Origin of the sequence: Collinsella sp. AF19-1LB (assembly GCF_003459655.1) — a bacterium.
Lineage (GTDB): Bacteria > Actinomycetota > Coriobacteriia > Coriobacteriales > Coriobacteriaceae > Collinsella.
In genome coordinates, this window is sequence record NZ_QRWO01000038.1 from 1 (window position 1) to 17,108 (window position 17,108).

Sequence of the window (17,108 nt, forward strand, 5' to 3'; positions counted from 1 at the left end):
CTCTCCGTGCGAGCAGGACTGTCCGAGCAGGCGACTTCGCATGCCGCCGGGCAGCCGGGGCCGACACCCCTCAAAGATTTTCAAAAAAGTTGTTGACGCGCGCGTAACGACTCGTCTAATATATCCCTTGCGCGATGGACCTGTAGCTCAGTTGGTTAGAGCGTCCGGCTGATAACCGGGAGGTCACAAGTTCGAATCTTGTCAGGTCCACCACTTTCTTTCGCAATAAACACCCCAGCGAGAGCCGAGTCGCCGCTGGGGTGTTTATTACTGTCTCCGTGGGGGTTTAGCTCAGCTGGGAGAGCGCGGGCTTTGCAAGCCTGAGGTCAGGGGTTCGATCCCCCTAACCTCCACCATGATGGACCTGTAGCTCAGTTGGTTAGAGCGTCCGGCTGATAACCGGGAGGTCACAAGTTCGAATCTTGTCAGGTCCACCATCAAAACTGTGAAGAGCCCTGGGGCGTTGCCTCGGGGCTTTTTTCTTACCTACTGAAAGTAGTCAAAAAAGCCCCGCCCCAAATTAACTACTTTGATTTTGTGTGCTGTGCGAAAGTTTGGGTAGTATAGCTATTCAATGCGGCGGGCTGCCGCGTGTTAACCGCTACGTACCGGAGGTGTTCCATGGTTCGTGTCGACATAGAGACCATCGTCATGGCCGCCGGTCCCGTGCCATCGCTTATCGTACTTCGTGAGCGCAGCAGCAAATCGGACTCGCCCGCGCCGCTGCGTTCCCTTTCCATTCAGACTGGTTCGTTTGAAGCTGCTGCCATCAGCCGCGGCATCGATAGCGGCCGCGCCGAGCGCCCGATTACCCATGACCTGCTGCTCGACACCGTCGACGCCCTGGGCGCCAAGCTCGAGCGCATCGAGATCGTTCGCGCCGCGCCGCCGGTGTTCTACGCGACGATTGTCGTACTGGCCGATGGTGACGAGCGCAAGATCGACGCCCGTCCCAGTGATGCCATTGCCCTTGCCGTGCGCAGCAATGCTCCCATGTTTGTGGAGGACGACATCATGAATCGCCTGGGTACCGTTTCTGCCCATGCCGAGGAAGTCGACGACGAGCAGGAGTTCGAGAAGTTCGACGAGTTCGTCCATACGCTCTCCCCCGATGATTTCTAAATGTCTGGCACGCGAGCGGAGAGGTCGCTGATGGGTACCCGCGTATCGGCTGAAGCGGCCGCCATCGCGCGTGAAGCCCAGATGCGCTCGGAGGCATCCGAGGCGGCTCGCATTGCCTATGTGACGCAGGCCCGCACGCTTCGCGAGCGCCGCGGCTCGTTTATCAAGATGGTTGTCGTCTCCGCCCTTGTCGCGGCAATCTGCTCGCGCCTTCGTGGTACAGTTGGTGCGCTTGGGTTTTCGATTTCAACAGGCTTGGTAATCTGGGGTGTGGTCGATGCAGTAATGCTGACCAACCAGATCAAGGTACTCGACAAGCGCGCGATGGATATGATGCGCGCCCGCGACGCTGCCGCCAAGATCGCTGCCGAGGCACAAGAACTGTAACGACGCCAGACTCGATGGGAAGGTCTAAAGATGGCACAGGATATGCAGGACGCCGGTAACGTCTCCGCCGAGCTCGACGCCATGGTGTGTGACCTGATCGGCGCGTTCTTGGACGACCTTGCCGCCGGTGAAAACCCTGGCGTGGTCGTGGCAATTGAGGACGCTGCTTCCAACCGTTATCTGGCGGCGCTCGATGAGGATGGCGAAGAGGCGTGCCTCGAGGCGGCCACCAACTTTATCTCCGAGCACAAGATGGGTCTTAAGGACGAGGGCCTGGGCCGTATCGCCCGCTATGCCATCGGCTATACCGGCTGCGTCGAGATTGACGGAGGCTACCACGACGCTCTGCTCGTGAGCTTCTTTGAGACTACGCTCGAGAGCGGTTTTTCGGCATATGTGCTGTATGAGGGCATGGGCGCCGGCGATGGTTTTATGTGGAGCGACCCTGAACCTGCAGGTGAGGAAACCCCTCTCATCTAAAATCGCTAAAATAAACGAGTTTTCGGTAAAAGGCTCAATATTCCCGCTGAGCGTTGTATCGCTGGGCGGGCCGCATACGCGTGCCGTTTGTATATGGATAGAAGATAGGGGAACTACATGCGCGTAGACAATCTGAGGAACATCGCCATCATCGCCCACGTCGACCACGGCAAGACGACGATGGTCGACAAGCTCCTGCGTGCCACGGACGCCTTCCGTGCCAACCAGCAGGTCGAGGACCGCGTCCTGGATTCTAACGACCAGGAGCGCGAGCGCGGCATCACGATTCTCGCCAAGAACATCTCTATCGAGTACAAGGACGTCAAGATCAACGTCATCGACACCCCGGGCCACGCCGACTTTGGTGGCGAGGTCGAGCGCGTGCTGCGCATGGCCGACGGCGCTCTGCTGCTGGTCGACGCCTTTGAGGGCCCCATGCCCCAGACTCGCTTCGTGCTGCGTCACGCTATCGACACCGGCCTCAAGATCATGATCGTCATCAACAAGATCGACCGTCCGGGCGCCAACCCCGAGAAGGCATACAACGACTGCCTGGACCTCATGGCCGATCTGGGTGCCACCGACGACCAGCTCGAGTTTGCCATGGAGCATGTTATCTACGCCAGCGGCGTCAACGGCTTTGCCCGCCATGACCCCGAGGACGGCAATATGGACATGTATCCGCTGCTCGACATGATCATCGACGACATGCCCGCCCCCGAGGTTGACGAGAACGCCCCGCTGGCCATGCAGTGTGTGACCATCGACCACTCCAACTTTGTCGGCCGCATCGGCATCGGTCGCGTGTATTCCGGCGCCATTCACCAGGGCGATCAGATCCTGGTTGTCAAGAACGATGGCTCCAGCGCCACCGCTACCGTCAAACAGCTCTTTACCTTCGACTACCTGGGCCGCACCGAGTGTCAGGAAGTCGGCGCCGGCGACATCGCTGCCGTCGTGGGCATCGACCGCACCGATATCGGCGATGTCTACACCGATCCCGAGAGCCCCGTTGAGCTCGAGCCCATCGAGATCGACCCGCCGACCCTGTCCATCGTCTTTGAGGCTTCGACCTCCCCGCTCGTCGGTCGCGACGGCGACATCGTTGGTGCCCGTCAGCTCAAGGAGCGCCTGTTCAACGAGGCCGAGAACAACGTGACCATGAAGATCGAGGAGCTCGAGGACAAGAGCGGCGTCGAGGTCTCGGGTCGCGGCATCCTGCACCTGTCCGTTCTGATGGAGTCCATGCGCCGCGAGGGCTTTGAGTTCCAGGTCGGTCGTCCCCGCGTTCTGTTTAAGAAGGACGAGAACGGCAACAAGATGGAGCCCGTCGAGCAGGCCGTCGTCGAGTGCCCGGACGAGTACTCGGGCAAGGTCGTTGAGGTCTTCGGCACCTCCGGCGGCATCATGACGAGCATGGATACCTCGGGCATCGTGACGCACCTCGAGTTCAAGATCCCGACGCGCGGCATCATGGGCCTTAAGAACCGCATCATGAACGTCACCCACGGCGAGGGCGTGTTCTACCACACCTTCCTGGAGTACGGCCCCTATGCCGGCGAGATCGGTAACCGCCAGAACGGCGCCATGATCTCCATGACCACCGAGAAGGCCGTCGCCTACGCTCTGGGTACGCTGCAGGAGCGCGGCCAGCTGTTCGTTGAGCCGGGCACTGAGTGCTACGAGGGCATGATTGTGGGCGAGCGCAGCAAGGCCGGCGACATGGTCGTCAATATTGCCCGTACCAAGAACCTGGGCAACCAGCGCTCTTCGACCTCCGATATCTCCGTCCAGCTGGTGCCGCCCCGCACCTTCTCGCTGGAGGAGGCGCTGGAGTACATCGCCGACGACGAGCTGGTCGAGATCACCCCCAAGAACATTCGCCTGCGCAAGCGTCTGCTCAACGCCACCGACCGCAAGAAGGCTGCCGTCCGCGCCGGTCAGGTCAACAAATAAGCGCTGGGTTTTATAGCGTCTAACAAGAAAGGGCGCCGACCGAGATGGTCGGCGCCCTTTTTGGTGCAAGGGGGACAGGTTCGCTTGCACCACCACAAAGGTACCTGGCCCCTTTGTGGTGGTTAGCTGCTAAGCGGTGGGGAGTTCTGGCGTGTTAGCCGGCTGCTGCGGTTTGAGGTGGGCGTTGCGCCAGATGATCTGGATAACGTAGCCGAGCGTGAAGACAAAGGCTACGCCGCTGATGAAATCGCCTACGAGGGGGATTGCCGTAAGTGCACCTGCGATCACGCCGTCGGCGGCCGCCATGGCGTAGCGGTTCTGGCTGTGTCCGACCATGCGCGCGATCGCGCACCCTGCAAAGGCACTCGACACCAGCGCGATGCCAATAACACCGCACATGAGGGCTCCGGCAAGCGACAGACCAGCGATAGAGATAATTAGCAGTAGGACGGCGGGGACGATAGCAATCGTGCCCAGAAGACCGCTCACCCACAGGGGCATGGGGCGCTGGTGGAGCATGCCGGCGGCGCTGGCGGTTGCGCGCGGAAAGACGAGTTCGAGCAGTAGGGCGACAAAGCAGGTCGAGAGTGCCGCGGCGACGATACCGCCGATGACATCGTTAACGGTGGAAGTATCCTCGCTCTCGGTGCGGTCGATCTTGAGCGCACCGACCTCGGCTCCCGCGGCACGCTCGGGGTCCTCGGAGACGTGAGCGTTCACGGTGCCGGTGATGCGGGCGTTCTTGCCCAGGATGAGCTTGTCGGCCCAAACCTCGACATCGCCATCGACGGTGCCATCGATGGTCACCGTGTCGCCCGCAAGCGCTGCCGACTTGGTAGAGCCTCGCAGGGCAACCGTCTCACCTATCGCGTAGAAGCAGTTGGCGGTGCTGTCGGAATTGAGCACGACATGCTGGCCAGCGACGGTCACGCTGCCATCAACCGTGGTCTTGGCAACGTCGATGGTACGCGCCGCCAAGCGGACGGCGCCACCCACCGTGCAGTCGCGGATCGAGAGGGTATCGCCCGCGGCGATGATATCGCGGTGGATGGAGGTGTCGTTCAGGTTGAGGCTCTGACCTGCCCAGTACAGGTCACCTTCGACGCCGGACGGATTGGCGTCATTGTCGGTCGCAAGTACGTTTCCTGCGGTGTCCGTGCCGGCGAACGACGCCGTGGGAAGCGCGGTGATCGCCAGCGCGATGAGTGCGAATAGGATGGTGATGCGGCCCCACGCTTTACAGCGCTGGGTCGACGGGAATTGATTGCGGGGCATAGTGAATCCTTCGTTAGATGCTCGATATGCATCTAACAGGGTACCCAACGCGTGGGCGCTCTAAAAGAACCTCTCGGTTGTATTTCGAAGGATGAGCCCGCGCAATCTACTTTTTGCGGTGCAAAAAGCGCGCGATGTCCTCTTCGGTGGGGCTTTTGATGTCAAAGCGCAGCGAGAGCCAGCGCAGACCCATGGTCACGACAACGCATACGACCAGCGCGGCGACATTGCTCATGATGCCGCTCATAACGAGACACACATAGCTTGTCGATCCGGCGATGGCGGCGATGGCATAAAAGTTAGTACGTTGGAAAATGCCCGGAACCACGCCCATAAAGCCGTCGCGCAACATGCCACCGCCCACCGCGGTGAAAAAGCCCATCATGATGCACACCGCCGGCGCAAAGCCGTAGACCAGCGCCTTGTCTGCTCCAGTGGCGGCGTAGATGCCGACCGAGATGATGTCGAGCAGGGGAATGAGTTTTTCGGGCTTGTCGACGATTGCCGGGAAAATATAGATGATGGCTGCCGTGGCAATGGAAAGCGGCAGCGCCATTGGCTGGTTGAGGATGTAGACGTTGCCCACCTGCAGCGTCATGTCGCGTAAAAGACCGCCGCCCAAGCCACAGACCACGGCGAGCGCAACTGCACCCACCAGGTCGAGTTTGTGCTCGCGCGCGACCAACACGCCCGAGATTGAAGCCGCGACGACGGCGAACATCTCGAGCCAAAATGGGATAGCGACCATGGCATCCGAGGCGTGTGAAGTAACAGTCATAGCGGCGACGACGGGCAAGATGAGGTCCTTTGATTCTCGGGTTTGAACAATGCCCGTACATAGTACATGGTTGGCGGCGATTGAGACCCTATTGCTCGGCAAACGGTAGGGACTGGGAACGGTCATGGGTACCAAACATGTACATCAGCCTCCAAAGATGCCGAAAAATGTCGTTTTTGGAGGGTGATGTACATGTTTGAGATTCAAGGTGAAATCGAAAGCAATGGGGGACGTGGCTGAATAGGATGGATGTCCAAATTTTGAGCGGAGCTCAAAATTTATCCGGTCGGCTTACGCCGACCGCGCTGCGCTAAAAACGCGCCACTGGCGCGTTTTCTTTACGCTCCGCGCCCTGGCGGGTTCGAATCCCTCCTCCTCCGCCGTATTTGCTTGTAAGGGACTCTAAACAAAAAAGCCCCCGTTTTCGGGAGCTTTCTCAACCAAAATGGCGGAGGAGGAGGGATTCGAACCCTCGTGACCTTATACAGGCCAAACGGTTTTCGAGACCGCCGCATTCAACCACTCTGCCACCCCTCCGCGTGGGGTAAAAACAAAGCAGGCTCGAAGGCCTGCTTTGGAATTAACTGGCGGAGAGTCAGGGATTTGAACCCTGGAGACGCTTTTGACGCCTACACGATTTCCAATCGTGCTCCTTCGGCCACTCGGACAACTCTCCGTTAAATGCGAAAGTCAGTATACACGAGGAATCGCAAAGTGCAAACAGAAAAGTTGGCATTTTTTAAAACGCTTGGCCGTGCTTGGCGCTGCAGTGGGGCTTGAGGTGCCAAAAAACGGCTTCCGACCAGCGTGGTTGATCAACTCAATTGTTCAAAAAAGGGTATTCATAAGCGACTTGGCAATGAATTTAAAAATCTTTGGGTGGTGCTGTGGGCCACTGGTATGCATTTTGCGACCACAGCCTTGTGCCCGCTGACCTGCGGCTTGGCTCAGCTTGTCCCCACGGCACCGTATCTTGTCAACAGATCCGTCAAGCTTTTGGTCAGCATTTGGTTGGAATGCGCATGAAACGTCGTGTGAGTATGGGCATATGTGGAGGTCATGAGGTTGTAGCTGCATATTCTTGCAGCCTAGGAGGTTGAAAGATATTATTACCAAGTCTTTTCCTGCTTCAGGCGCACCTTCACGACCTGAAGCCACATTTGCCCAGAGGAGGTGACAATATGAAGGCTTATGAACTGCTGTTCTTTGTTGACCCGTCGCTCGACCCCGAGACTCGTCTCGCTGTTATGAAGCGTATCGATACCACGATCGCTGAGGGCGCTGGCAAGGTCGACTCCGTTGACGAGTGGGGCAAGCGCAAGCTCGCCTACGAGATCAACGACCTCACCGATGGTGACTACACCCTCATCAACTTCCACGCAGATCCTACCCAGATCGCCGAGCTTGATCGCGTCCTGCGCATCACCGACGCTGTGGTCCGCCACATGATCGTCCGTCGCGACGACCAGGAGTAAGACTGTCGTTTTGGACTGGGCTTGTGCCCCAAGAGGAAGTAGTGAGTTATGAGCATCAATCGAGTGAACATCACCGGTAACCTCACCCGCGATCCCGAGCTGCGCGCCACCGCCGGCGGAACCCAGGTTCTGTCCTTTGGCGTCGCCGTGAACGATCGTCGCCGCAACGCGCAGACTGGCGAGTGGGAGGACTATCCCAACTTTGTCGACTGCACTATGTTCGGCACCCGCGCCGAGGCCGTGAGCCGTTTCCTGGCAAAGGGAAACAAGGTCGCGATCGAGGGCAAGCTGCGCTACAGCTCTTGGGAGCGCGACGGCCAGCGCCGGAGCAAGCTTGAGGTCATCGTCGATGAGATCGAGTTTATGAGCTCCCGTGGTGGCCAGGGTGGCTACGATCAGGGCGGTTACGCCCCCGCAGCTCCCGCGCCCGCAGCACGTCCTGCCGCACCGGTGGCCACGCCGCCCGCGGTCGACGTCTACGATGAGGACATCCCGTTCTAAGGGTTGTTCACCTATTTTTGAGTGAGAGGCGGCTTCGGTTCGCCGAAGTTGCCAAACGAAAGGTATTTTGACATGGCTAATGATTTTTCTGCACGTCAGCCGCGTCGTAAGTACTGCCAGTTCTGCAAGGAGAACACTGAGTTCATCGACTATAAGGACACTCAGCTTCTCCGTAAGTACATGACCGACCGTGGCAAGATCAAGCCCCGTCGCGTCACTGGCGCTTGCACGCAGCATCAGCATGACATCGCCAACGCCATCAAGCGCGCCCGCGAGATGGCTCTCCTGCCGTACACCGTCCCCGTGGTTTCCTCTCGTGGCAACCGCGACCGCGGCTAAGAAGGGAGACGCATCATGAAGGTTATTCTTCTCGATGAGATCAAGGGCAAGGGCGGCGAGGGTGACGTCGTAGAGGTCGCTCAGGGTTACGCTGAGAACTTCCTGTTCCCCAAGAAGCTCGCTGTTGCCGCCACCAAGGGCAACCTCAAGCAGCTTGACGAGCGTCGCAACAACATCGCCAAGCGCGAGGCCGTCCGTCTGGCTACCGCCAACGAGACCAAGGCTGCCTTCGAGGGCAAGACGGTCACCGTTGACGTCAAGGTCGGCGACGAGGGCATCCTCTTTGGCTCCGTTACCGCCGCTATGATCGCTGACGCCATCAAGGCTCAGCTCGGTATGGACATCGACCGCAAGCGCGTCGAGCTCGGTAAGCCCATCAAGGTTGCCGGTGCCCACACCGTTGCCATCTCGCTGTACCGCGAGATCAAGGCCGAGGTTGTCGTTCTCGTCGGCGTTACCGCCGAGGAGCTCGCTGCCGAGGCTGAGGTCGAGGAGGCCGCTGAGGTCGCCGAGGCCGAGACCGCCGAGGTCGAGACTGAGGCTGCTGCCGAGTAGCATTTGCTGCAACGCAACAATCTTGTTCTAAGAAGGGCGCTCTGGGAAACCGGGGCGCCCTTTTGTTTTTTGCGTTGAGTGAGTGTCATGGTGAACGTTGCGTCGAAGTCCTATATACGGGACCGTTCATCCGTTTCGTTCGGTGATGATTGGCGGCGCGTGGCGCGTTTTGGGACCGTGGCTGATACTATGGATGCTCGCAAGCGATATGAATGAGGATGCTCATGGCATACGACGATAGGGAGACCGGGCTGACGGTTGAGGACCGCGGCTCAAAGTTGGGTCTTCCCCAAAACCAAGATGCAGAGGCCAATGTACTGGCCGCTATGCTGCTATCGCCCGAGGTGGTCGAGGAGGCCCAGGTCGAGCTGCAGCCCGATGACTTCTACCGGCCCATTCATAAGACCATCTATACCGCGATGGTCGATATGTACAACAGCCGCATTCCCATCGACTCCATCTCGCTGATCGATTACCTGCGAAGCATCAACAAGCTCGATGCCGTGGGCGGCGAGGCGTACATTTTGGAGCTGATGGGTCAGACTCTGTCGCTCGTGAACTGGCAGCACCATGCCGCCATCGTTCGCCGCGACTCGATGCTGCGTGAGTTGATCGGCGCCACCAACGAGATCAACGCGCTGGCATATAACGCCCCCACCGATACCAAAGAGGTCGTGGAGCTGGCTGAGAGCAAGCTGCTCAAGGTCACGGCGCGCGAGGTCAAGTCGAGCTACAAGACGCTGACCGAGTTTATGGTCGAGGCCTATAACGAGGCCGAGGAAGTGTGCCAGGCCGGCGGCCAGGCTGCGGGCGTGCCCACGGGTTTCCCGTCGCTCGACCGCATGCTCATGGGTTTTCGCGAGGGTCAGCTCATCATTATCGGCGCCCGTCCTGCTGTAGGTAAGACGTCGTTCGCCCTGAATCTGGCGCTCAACGCTGCCGCCGCTGGTTATACCGTCGGCTTCTTCTCGCTGGAGATGTCGGGCAAGGAAATTGCCCAGCGTCTGATCTGCGCCTACGCCATGATCTCGATCAGTGACTTCCGCATGGGCCGCATTAGCCCCGAGCAGTGGGCCAATATCAACGAGGCCACGCAGACCTTGTCCAAGCTCGATATTCTGATTGACGATACGCCCGGCACCACAGTGACCGAGATTCGCGCCAAGAGCCGCCGCATGCTCCACAACAAGGAGAAGGCCATCATCATCCTGGACTACCTGCAGCTGGTGAGTCCTCCGCCGGGACGCCGCTCCGAGAGCCGTACCGTCGAGGTCTCCGAGATGTCGCGTGGTCTGAAGATCATGGCCAAGGAGCTCAAGATCCCGCTCATTGCGCTGTCGCAGCTCTCGCGTCAGGTCGAATCCCGTACCGGCAAGCGCCCGCAGCTTTCCGACCTTCGTGAATCGGGCTCCATCGAGCAGGACGCCGATATCGTTATGTTCTTGGACCGCTCCGCCGACGAGGCCGAAGCCTCGCGCGACGATCGACCCGACGAGGGCGTTACGCGTATCGTCGTGGCCAAGAACCGTTCGGGCCCGATCGGCGACGTCGACCTGATGTTCCTGCCGGCATCCACCAAGTTCTATGAGCTTGATGGGGCACATGCCGAGGAGTAGGACAGGCGCCCGTTGCACGGGTATACTAGGAATGTTTTGTGCTTCTGCGTGCCGGCGTGGCGCGTAGACAGTCCATGAATGTAAGGAGTAAACATGCCGTCAACCGTTTTGGTCGGTGCCCAGTGGGGCGATGAGGGCAAGGGTAAGATTTGCGACCTGGTCGCCGGCGACTTCGATGCTGTCGTGCGCTACTCGGGCGGCAACAACGCCGGTCACACCATCGTCGTCAACGGCAAGAAGTACGGCCTGCACCAGGTGCCCTCCGGCATCATGTATTCCGACCACGTGTCGGTGATCGGTAACGGCTGCGTCGTCAACCCCAAGGTTGTCCTTGAGGAGATCGACATGTTCGAGGCCGACGGCATCACCACCAAGAATCTCAAGATCAGCGGCAACGCGCATGTCATCATGCCGTACCACATCGATCTGGATGGCGCCTTTGAGCAGAAGCTCGGCAAGAAGAACATCGGTACCACCAAGCGCGGTATCGGTCCGTGCTATCAGGACAAGATGGCCCGCATCGGTCTGCGCATGCAGGACATGCTGGACGAGGCACTGTTCCGCGACAAGCTGGAGACCGCTCTCGCCCGCGTGAACCCTGAGCTCGAGCTCATCTACAACCTGCCCACCTACACCGTGGACCAGATTTGCGACGAGTACCTGCCGATGGCCGAGCGCCTGCGTCCCTACATCACCGAGACGAGCCTGCTACTCAACAACATGATCGATGAGGGTAAGGACCTGCTGTTTGAGGGCGCCCAGGCGACGCTGCTCGACATCGACCACGGCACCTATCCGTACGTGACGTCTTCCAACTGCACCGCCGGCGGCGCCATTACCGGTTCTGGCGTCGGCATGAAGAACGTCGACCGCGTGCTGGGCGTCATGAAGGCCTATATCACCCGTGTTGGTTCGGGCCCCATGCCCACCGAGCTTTCCTATGAGTCCGAGGCCGGCCACACGCTGACCGAGGAGGGCTACGAGTACGGCGTGACCACCGGTCGCCGTCGTCGCTGCGGCTGGTTTGACGGCCCTATCGCCAACTATGCCTCGCGCGTCAACGGCCTTACCGACATCGCCGTGACCAAGCTCGACGTGCTTTCGGCCTTCGACACCATCAAGGTGTGCGTGGCCTACGACGTCGATGGCGAGCGCTACACGAGCGTGCCCGAGCATCAGGTGCGCTTTGAGCACGCCAAGCCCATCTACGAGGAGCTCCCTGGCTGGAAGTGCGACATCACCGGTTGCCGCAGCTTTGACGAGCTGCCGCAAGAGGCTCAGGACTATGTGGCGTTTATCGAGGATCTGGCACACACCCGCGTGACGTTTATTGGCGTTGGCGCTGGTCGCGAGCAGATCATCAACCGATTCTGGAAGTAATCGGGACTATTTGGTTATTGCGATATACCCCTTTGCAGCCCAAGCGGGCGGCCGAGGGGTATATTTGCTTGCAAAGGGCTCGCGTGGAGCGGGCCGTTAATCCATAGAGGAGGCACCCTTGAAGGCGGACACTCAAACCATCGACATCCTGTTGTTGGGCAGCGGCGGCCGTGAGCATGCTTTGGCAGCTAAGCTCGCAGCATCACCGCGCGCCGGCAAGCTCTACATCGCGCCGGGCAACGGCGGCACCGCGAGCTGCGGCGAGAACGTTGTTCTCGACGACTGCGATCCTGCGGCCGTGACGGCGTTTGCGCAGAGCCACGGATGCGGACTCGTGGTAATTGGCCCCGAGGCTCCGCTCGTGGCGGGCGTGGCCGACGCCGTGCGCGCGGCGGGTATTCCCTGCTTTGGCCCGGGTGCCGAGGGCGCCCAGATGGAGGGCTCCAAGCTGTTCTCCAAGCAGCTCATGGAGCGTGCGGGCATTCCGACGGCAGCCTATGGTTCGTTTACCGACGAGGCTTCGGCTCTCGCCTACGTGCGCGAGCAGGGCGCTCCGCTGGTCGTGAAGGCCGACGGCCTTGCCGCGGGCAAGGGCGTTATCGTGGGGACCGAACTTGAGCAGGCCGAGGAGGCCGTGCGCGAGTGCTTTGGCGGCACCTTTGGCGATGCCGGCAATACCGTGGTCATCGAGGAGATGCTGACCGGTCCCGAGTGCTCGCTTTTGGCCTTTACCGACGGCAAGACCGTGCGCCCCATGGCTACCTCGCAGGACCACAAGCGCGCGCTCGAGGGCGACAAGGGCCCCAACACCGGCGGCATGGGCGTCTACAGCCCGGTGCCCATCGTGACTGACGAGGAGCACGCCACCATGGTGAAGGTCATGGAGCAGACCGTGGCCGAGCTCGCTGCCGAGGGTATCGATTACCGCGGCTGCCTGTACGGTGGCTTTATGCTCACGCCTGCCGGCCCCAAGGTGCTGGAGTTCAATGCCCGCTTTGGCGACCCCGAGACGCAGGTCGTGCTGCCGCGCCTTAAGAACGATCTGGTTGAGGTCATGCTCGCCTGCGCCAACTGCGAGCTCGATCAGATTGAGCTCGACTGGCGTGACGAGTGGGCCGTGGCCGTTGTCCTGACGAGCGCGGGCTATCCCGGCAGCTACGAGAAGGGCAAGGTCATCACCGGTATCGCCGACGCCGAGGCCATGGAGAACGTGACCGTGTACCACGCGGGCACTGCCGTGGTGGACGGCCAGCTCGTGACCAACGGCGGCCGCGTGCTTGCCGTGACCGCTCTGGGTGACACGTTCGAGAACGCTCGCAACCTTGCCTACGAGGCCTGCGAGAAGATTGATTTTGAGGGCAAGACCCTGCGTCACGACATCGGCCTGCGCGCGCTGCGCGGCCGCGACGCCTGGGATGCCTAAAATCCGAGAGGAATGAGACGGATGGACGAGAAGAACGAAGAGCTCGTGGATGCGCAGATCGTCGAGGAGGACAGCCGCGTATATGGGCACGCCGATGGCGAGCCTGGCGGCGAGGTCGCTGACGAGCCGGTGCTGGTGCTGGGCGATGACGACCCGCACGATGTCGAGCTGCACGAGAAGATTCTTTCGGAGGAGTGCGCCTGGAAGGGTAAGATCCTCGACGTCCACCGTCTTGAGGTTGAGCTGCCCAACGGTCGCCGCAGCGCCCGCGATATCGTTCGCCATCCGGGTGCGGCGGCCGTTGTGGCGCTGACCGAGAGCGGCAAGATCGTACTGGTGCGTCAGTACCGCACCGCCATCGACCGCGTGACGGTCGAGATTCCCGCCGGCAAGCTCGATCCAGGCGAGGACCCGCTCGATTGCGCCAAGCGCGAACTGCATGAGGAGACGGGCTTTAGGGCTGGTCGTATTCGCTTTTTGACGTCGATTGTCACGTCCTGCGGTTTTTGCGATGAGATCATCCACATCTACTTGGCTACCAAGCTCGAGTTTGATGCGCCCAACCCCGATGATGACGAGTTTGTCAACGTGGACCTGGTGCCGCTGCACGAGCTGATCGACGCCGTGCTCGACGGCAAGATCGAAGACGCCAAGACCGTCGTGGGCGCCTTGGCCTGCGATAGCATCGCGCACCGCTTGGGCGGGGCCGAGCTCTAGGTTACGCGGTTTTACCAAACCGCGTAACGAGTCGACGCTGCAAACGCCCCTAAGCGGCAATCTGCCTTTCAATCGTCGCTCGCGTACCGAAGTACGCGTCGCTCCTCTTTCAAGGCACCTTGCTCGCTTAGGGACGTTTTCGCTGACGCTGCCAGAACATCGGCGTTATGCTTGTTGGGACGCTTTGTTTTCAGCCTGACCGGTTCAACCGGATTTCTCACGCTATTTATTTCTCTTCGAGGATTGCATGTTTAAAAGGTTTCTCTCGTATTACGAGCCCCAGATGGGGCTTTTTGTTGCCGATACTGTTTGCGCTCTGGTGCTTGCTGCCATTGACCTTGCGTTTCCTATTATTCTGCGCAATTTGACCGGTGGGCTCTTTACTCAGGGTCAGGCTGTCATTATGCAGGCGCTCGGCATGATTGCGGTGGGCTTGGTGCTGATGTATGCCGTCCGCTGCGCCTGCCGCTATTTTGTGAGCTATTGGGGCCACGTGATGGGCGCGCGCATGGAGTCCAAGATGCGCGAGGACCTGTTCGACCAGTATGAGCGCTTCAGCTTTGCGTACTTCGACCGCAACAGCTCGGGCGACATGATGAGCCGCGTGGTCAACGACCTGTTCGATATCTGCGAGGCGGCGCATCACGTGCCCGAGTGGATCATCATCTGCGGCATCGAGATTATCGGCTCGTTTGTGATCCTCTTTACCATCGCCCCGGTGCTGGCGCTTGCCATGGCTGTGGTGACAGCAGCGTTTGCGGTCATCATGTTTTGGCAGAACATGCGCATGCGCGAGGTCTTTAGCGACAGCCGCAAAAAGATCAGCGGCATCAATGCGCAGCTGCAGGATTCGCTGGCGGGCATGCGCGTGGTCAAGAGCTTTGCCAATGAGGAGACCGAACGCTTCAAGTTCCGCGCCTCCAATAATCGCTATCTTTCGTCCAAGGAGAACATGTATCACGCCATGGGCGTCTATACTGCGACGTATGGCCTGCTCTCGGGTGTGCTCTATGTGATCGTGGTACTGCTGGGCGGCTGGCTGGTCGCCCAGGGACAGCTGCAGGCGGTCGATATGGCGACCTTTGCGCTCTATATTTCGCTGTTCTGCACGCCGCTCGAGACACTCGTCAATTCGGCCGAAACGTATCAGAAGGCCATCGCCGGCTTTAAGCGCATGGACGAGGTACTCTCGACCGCGCCGGATATCCAGGACAAGCCGGGCGCCACGGATCTGCAGGTGACCGCCGGCGCCGTGGATTATCACGACGTGTGCTTTAACTACGAGGACGTTGAGCTGGGCGAGGGCGATGCCGAAGAGCGTCCCGTTATCGACCATATGAATCTGTCCATCAAGCCCGGGCAGACCATCGCTTTGGTTGGTCCTTCGGGCGGTGGCAAGTCCACGACCTGTTCGCTGCTGCCGCGCTTTTATGACGTGGCTGCCGGATCCATTAGCATCGACGGCCAGGACGTGCGCGATGTGACGCAGCAGAGCCTGCGCCGCGCCATCGGCCTGGTGCAGCAGGATGTCTACCTGTTTGACGGAACAATCGGCGAGAACATCGCCTACGGCAAGCCGGGCGCTACGGCAGAAGAGATCGCCGAGGCCGCCCGTCGCGCCAACATCGATGCCTTTATCGAGTCGCTTCCACAGGGCTATGACACGGTCGTGGGCGAGCGCGGCAGCCGTCTTTCGGGCGGCCAAAAGCAGCGCGTTGCCATTGCGCGTGTGTTTCTCAAGAACCCCAAGATCCTGATTTTGGACGAGGCGACGAGTGCTTTGGATAACGAGAGCGAGGAGGCGGTGCAGGAGTCACTCGAAGAGCTGGCACGCGGCCGCACCACGATTATCATCGCCCATCGCCTTTCGACCATTAAGCATGCCGATGAGATTGCGACCGTTGAGCATGGTCGCGTTGTGGAGCGTGGCACGCACGAGGAGCTTCTCGCCCGTGGCGGCACCTATGCCCGTTACTATCGAATGCAGTTCGAAGGTGCGCGTGCGCACGAGCTCGACTGATTGATATGACAGGAAGTTTATGGCTGACAAGAACCCTTTGACTCCGGAAGAAGTGACGGAGTTATTCTCCGAAATCGATGCATCCGGCGTCTTGGATCCCACGCTTGCCAAAAAGCGAACCGAGCGCATGCGTGAGAAGGAGGCTGCGGCCAAGCGCGGTGACAAAGCGGCGCTAGCGCAGCTGCGCAGCGAGGACCGCGCGAGCCAGGCAAAACATATCGACCCGCTGTCCGAGGACGATCCTTCGGGCTCGCAGGTGAGCCATACCATTACGAAGACCGCGATGGCCGTAGTCATTGGTATTTTGGTGCTGATCGTGGGCATGCAGATCGGCTACGGCGTGATGCGCCGTCTGAATACCGCCAACCTGTCCGAGAGCGTTTCGGTGGATACCGTCTCGACCGCGCTCAAGGGTGGACTCGAATGGGGCAACGGCTTTACGCAGTTCCCGCTCGATTTTTCTGTCGACGAGGCCGATGAGCGTACGGGCACGGTTGAGGTGACGGTGTTGGACACGTCGTCTGCCAATGAGCTCGAGCTGCTGTCCAACGGGCAGATCCAGGCCGCGGCGCTTGCGACCAACGCCCTGCTCAACGACAAGATTGACCGCGTGGTGTATAACGTTCACGCCTATATCGACGAGGATAGCAACATTCAGCACGATTCCTTTTTTGGCATGTTCCCCGCGCGGGGTCATCAGAGCGCCATTTTGACGTTTGTGTGGACCAAGAGCTCATCCAACGCCACGAGCATCGACTGGAAGATGCGCATCGTAAGCATGGACGACACCATTGCCGAGCGCATTCAAAAACAGGTGAACTCGGTTTCGTCGCTGATCGAGGACCCGGTGGTGAGCCAGACCAAGATTGACGAGGAAAAGGCCGAACGTGACCTGGAGCATCGTCTGCATGGCCGCGAGATTTTCCGCGGCGGCAAGCCCGATCGCTCACCGTCCGATCTGCTGGAACAGGACAAGAAAAAGTAAGACGCCATCATCCCGCGTGAGCCACAAGCCCCGCGGGATGATTTTTCTGGGACGGGGATTAAATAAGGCTCTGTTAGACCAAGATTGACATACATGTGT

Annotated in this window: 16 protein-coding genes and 5 tRNA genes; 17 read left to right on the top strand and 4 right to left on the bottom strand. The window is 59.8% G+C overall.

Going from position 1 to position 17,108, the window contains the following annotated elements; translation table 11 throughout:
• The first annotated feature begins 136 nt into the window (after positions 1–136).
• From DWX39_RS09905 to typA, 7 genes are all read left to right on the top strand, one after another.
• Positions 137–213 (top strand) — tRNA-Ile (locus DWX39_RS09905).
• Positions 214–280: 67 nt separating this feature from the next.
• Positions 281–356, top strand: a tRNA-Ala gene (locus DWX39_RS09910).
• A 4-nt stretch (positions 357–360) separates the two neighbouring features.
• A tRNA-Ile gene (locus DWX39_RS09915) sits at positions 361–437 on the top strand.
• Positions 438–621: 184 nt separating this feature from the next.
• The gene (locus tag DWX39_RS09920; RefSeq protein ID WP_117759737.1) at positions 622–1,122 is read left to right on the top strand and encodes a bifunctional nuclease family protein; all 501 of its coding nucleotides are present in this window, start codon (positions 622–624) and stop codon (positions 1,120–1,122) included.
• 30 nt (positions 1,123–1,152) lie between these two features.
• Positions 1,153–1,509 carry a hypothetical protein gene (locus tag DWX39_RS09925; RefSeq protein ID WP_055251342.1) on the top strand — a complete coding sequence of 119 codons (357 nt, stop codon included), beginning with the start codon at positions 1,153–1,155 and terminating at the stop codon, positions 1,507–1,509.
• A gap of 30 nt (positions 1,510–1,539) precedes the next feature.
• On the top strand, positions 1,540–1,989 hold the full coding sequence (locus DWX39_RS09930) for a hypothetical protein (protein WP_089572580.1): 450 nt from the start codon (positions 1,540–1,542) through the stop codon (positions 1,987–1,989).
• Between the two features lie 117 nt (positions 1,990–2,106).
• Positions 2,107–3,945 carry a translational GTPase TypA gene (typA, locus tag DWX39_RS09935; RefSeq protein ID WP_117759739.1) on the top strand — a complete coding sequence of 613 codons (1,839 nt, stop codon included), beginning with the start codon at positions 2,107–2,109 and terminating at the stop codon, positions 3,943–3,945.
• 129 nt (positions 3,946–4,074) lie between these two features.
• On the opposite strand, the gene DWX39_RS09940 is transcribed toward typA, so the two are convergent.
• The 4 genes from DWX39_RS09940 to DWX39_RS09955 all read right to left on the bottom strand — a co-directional run bounded on the left by DWX39_RS09940 (position 4,075) and on the right by DWX39_RS09955 (position 6,674).
• Entirely contained in the window at positions 4,075–5,220 is a 1,146-nt protein-coding gene (locus DWX39_RS09940) for a polymer-forming cytoskeletal protein (protein ID WP_117759741.1), read from the bottom strand.
• A gap of 106 nt (positions 5,221–5,326) precedes the next feature.
• Positions 5,327–6,016: a trimeric intracellular cation channel family protein gene (locus DWX39_RS09945; protein ID WP_233508888.1), complete on the bottom strand. Its 690-nt coding sequence runs from the start codon at positions 6,014–6,016 to the stop codon at positions 5,327–5,329.
• 428 nt (positions 6,017–6,444) lie between these two features.
• A tRNA-Ser gene (locus DWX39_RS09950) sits at positions 6,445–6,535 on the bottom strand.
• Positions 6,536–6,583: 48 nt separating this feature from the next.
• A tRNA-Ser gene (locus DWX39_RS09955) sits at positions 6,584–6,674 on the bottom strand.
• A gap of 505 nt (positions 6,675–7,179) precedes the next feature.
• On the opposite strand from DWX39_RS09955, the gene rpsF reads away from it, so the two are divergent.
• From rpsF to DWX39_RS10005, 10 genes are all read left to right on the top strand, one after another.
• On the top strand, positions 7,180–7,473 hold the full coding sequence (gene rpsF / locus DWX39_RS09960; protein ID WP_006235831.1) for a 30S ribosomal protein S6: 294 nt from the start codon (positions 7,180–7,182) through the stop codon (positions 7,471–7,473).
• Between the two features lie 48 nt (positions 7,474–7,521).
• Positions 7,522–7,974: a single-stranded DNA-binding protein gene (locus tag DWX39_RS09965; protein WP_006235830.1), complete on the top strand. Its 453-nt coding sequence runs from the start codon at positions 7,522–7,524 to the stop codon at positions 7,972–7,974.
• 72 nt (positions 7,975–8,046) lie between these two features.
• Positions 8,047–8,313, top strand: coding sequence for a 30S ribosomal protein S18 (gene rpsR / locus DWX39_RS09970; RefSeq protein WP_006235829.1), 267 nt, complete (start codon positions 8,047–8,049; stop codon positions 8,311–8,313).
• A gap of 15 nt (positions 8,314–8,328) precedes the next feature.
• Positions 8,329–8,868, top strand: a complete 540-nt coding sequence (gene rplI / locus DWX39_RS09975) for a 50S ribosomal protein L9 (RefSeq protein ID WP_022094073.1) — start codon at positions 8,329–8,331, stop codon at positions 8,866–8,868.
• 218 nt (positions 8,869–9,086) lie between these two features.
• Positions 9,087–10,484, top strand: a complete 1,398-nt coding sequence (dnaB, locus tag DWX39_RS09980; RefSeq protein WP_006235827.1) for a replicative DNA helicase — start codon at positions 9,087–9,089, stop codon at positions 10,482–10,484.
• A 93-nt stretch (positions 10,485–10,577) separates the two neighbouring features.
• A complete protein-coding gene (locus DWX39_RS09985; RefSeq protein ID WP_022094075.1) occupies positions 10,578–11,864 on the top strand; it encodes an adenylosuccinate synthase in 1,287 nt (428 codons plus the stop codon).
• A gap of 118 nt (positions 11,865–11,982) precedes the next feature.
• Entirely contained in the window at positions 11,983–13,287 is a 1,305-nt protein-coding gene (gene purD, locus DWX39_RS09990; protein ID WP_117759743.1) for a phosphoribosylamine--glycine ligase, read from the top strand.
• A 21-nt stretch (positions 13,288–13,308) separates the two neighbouring features.
• Entirely contained in the window at positions 13,309–14,004 is a 696-nt protein-coding gene (locus tag DWX39_RS09995) for an NUDIX domain-containing protein (protein ID WP_199411495.1), read from the top strand.
• A gap of 247 nt (positions 14,005–14,251) precedes the next feature.
• Positions 14,252–16,024 (top strand): ABC transporter ATP-binding protein, encoded by a 1,773-nt coding sequence (locus DWX39_RS10000; RefSeq protein WP_117759745.1) that lies wholly within the window; start codon positions 14,252–14,254, stop codon positions 16,022–16,024.
• Positions 16,025–16,043: 19 nt separating this feature from the next.
• Entirely contained in the window at positions 16,044–17,009 is a 966-nt protein-coding gene (locus tag DWX39_RS10005) for a hypothetical protein (protein WP_055251358.1), read from the top strand.
• Positions 17,010–17,108: the final 99 nt, after the last annotated feature.

What these genes read in the sequence shown, in the direction of transcription:
- DWX39_RS09920 (WP_117759737.1), top strand. Translation starts at nt 622, where the DNA reads ATGGTTCGTGTCGACATAGAGACCATCGTCATGGCCGCCGGTCCCGTG.
- DWX39_RS09925 (WP_055251342.1), top strand. Translation starts at nt 1,153, where the DNA reads ATGGGTACCCGCGTATCGGCTGAAGCGGCCGCCATCGCGCGTGAAGCC.
- DWX39_RS09930 (WP_089572580.1), top strand. Translation starts at nt 1,540, where the DNA reads ATGGCACAGGATATGCAGGACGCCGGTAACGTCTCCGCCGAGCTCGAC.
- typA (WP_117759739.1), top strand. Translation starts at nt 2,107, where the DNA reads ATGCGCGTAGACAATCTGAGGAACATCGCCATCATCGCCCACGTCGAC.
- DWX39_RS09940 (WP_117759741.1), bottom strand. Translation starts at nt 5,220, where the DNA reads ATGCCCCGCAATCAATTCCCGTCGACCCAGCGCTGTAAAGCGTGGGGC.
- rpsF (WP_006235831.1), top strand. Translation starts at nt 7,180, where the DNA reads ATGAAGGCTTATGAACTGCTGTTCTTTGTTGACCCGTCGCTCGACCCC.
- DWX39_RS09965 (WP_006235830.1), top strand. Translation starts at nt 7,522, where the DNA reads ATGAGCATCAATCGAGTGAACATCACCGGTAACCTCACCCGCGATCCC.
- rpsR (WP_006235829.1), top strand. Translation starts at nt 8,047, where the DNA reads ATGGCTAATGATTTTTCTGCACGTCAGCCGCGTCGTAAGTACTGCCAG.
- rplI (WP_022094073.1), top strand. Translation starts at nt 8,329, where the DNA reads ATGAAGGTTATTCTTCTCGATGAGATCAAGGGCAAGGGCGGCGAGGGT.
- dnaB (WP_006235827.1), top strand. Translation starts at nt 9,087, where the DNA reads ATGCTCATGGCATACGACGATAGGGAGACCGGGCTGACGGTTGAGGAC.
- DWX39_RS09985 (WP_022094075.1), top strand. Translation starts at nt 10,578, where the DNA reads ATGCCGTCAACCGTTTTGGTCGGTGCCCAGTGGGGCGATGAGGGCAAG.
- DWX39_RS09995 (WP_199411495.1), top strand. Translation starts at nt 13,309, where the DNA reads ATGGACGAGAAGAACGAAGAGCTCGTGGATGCGCAGATCGTCGAGGAG.
- DWX39_RS10000 (WP_117759745.1), top strand. Translation starts at nt 14,252, where the DNA reads ATGTTTAAAAGGTTTCTCTCGTATTACGAGCCCCAGATGGGGCTTTTT.
- DWX39_RS10005 (WP_055251358.1), top strand. Translation starts at nt 16,044, where the DNA reads ATGGCTGACAAGAACCCTTTGACTCCGGAAGAAGTGACGGAGTTATTC.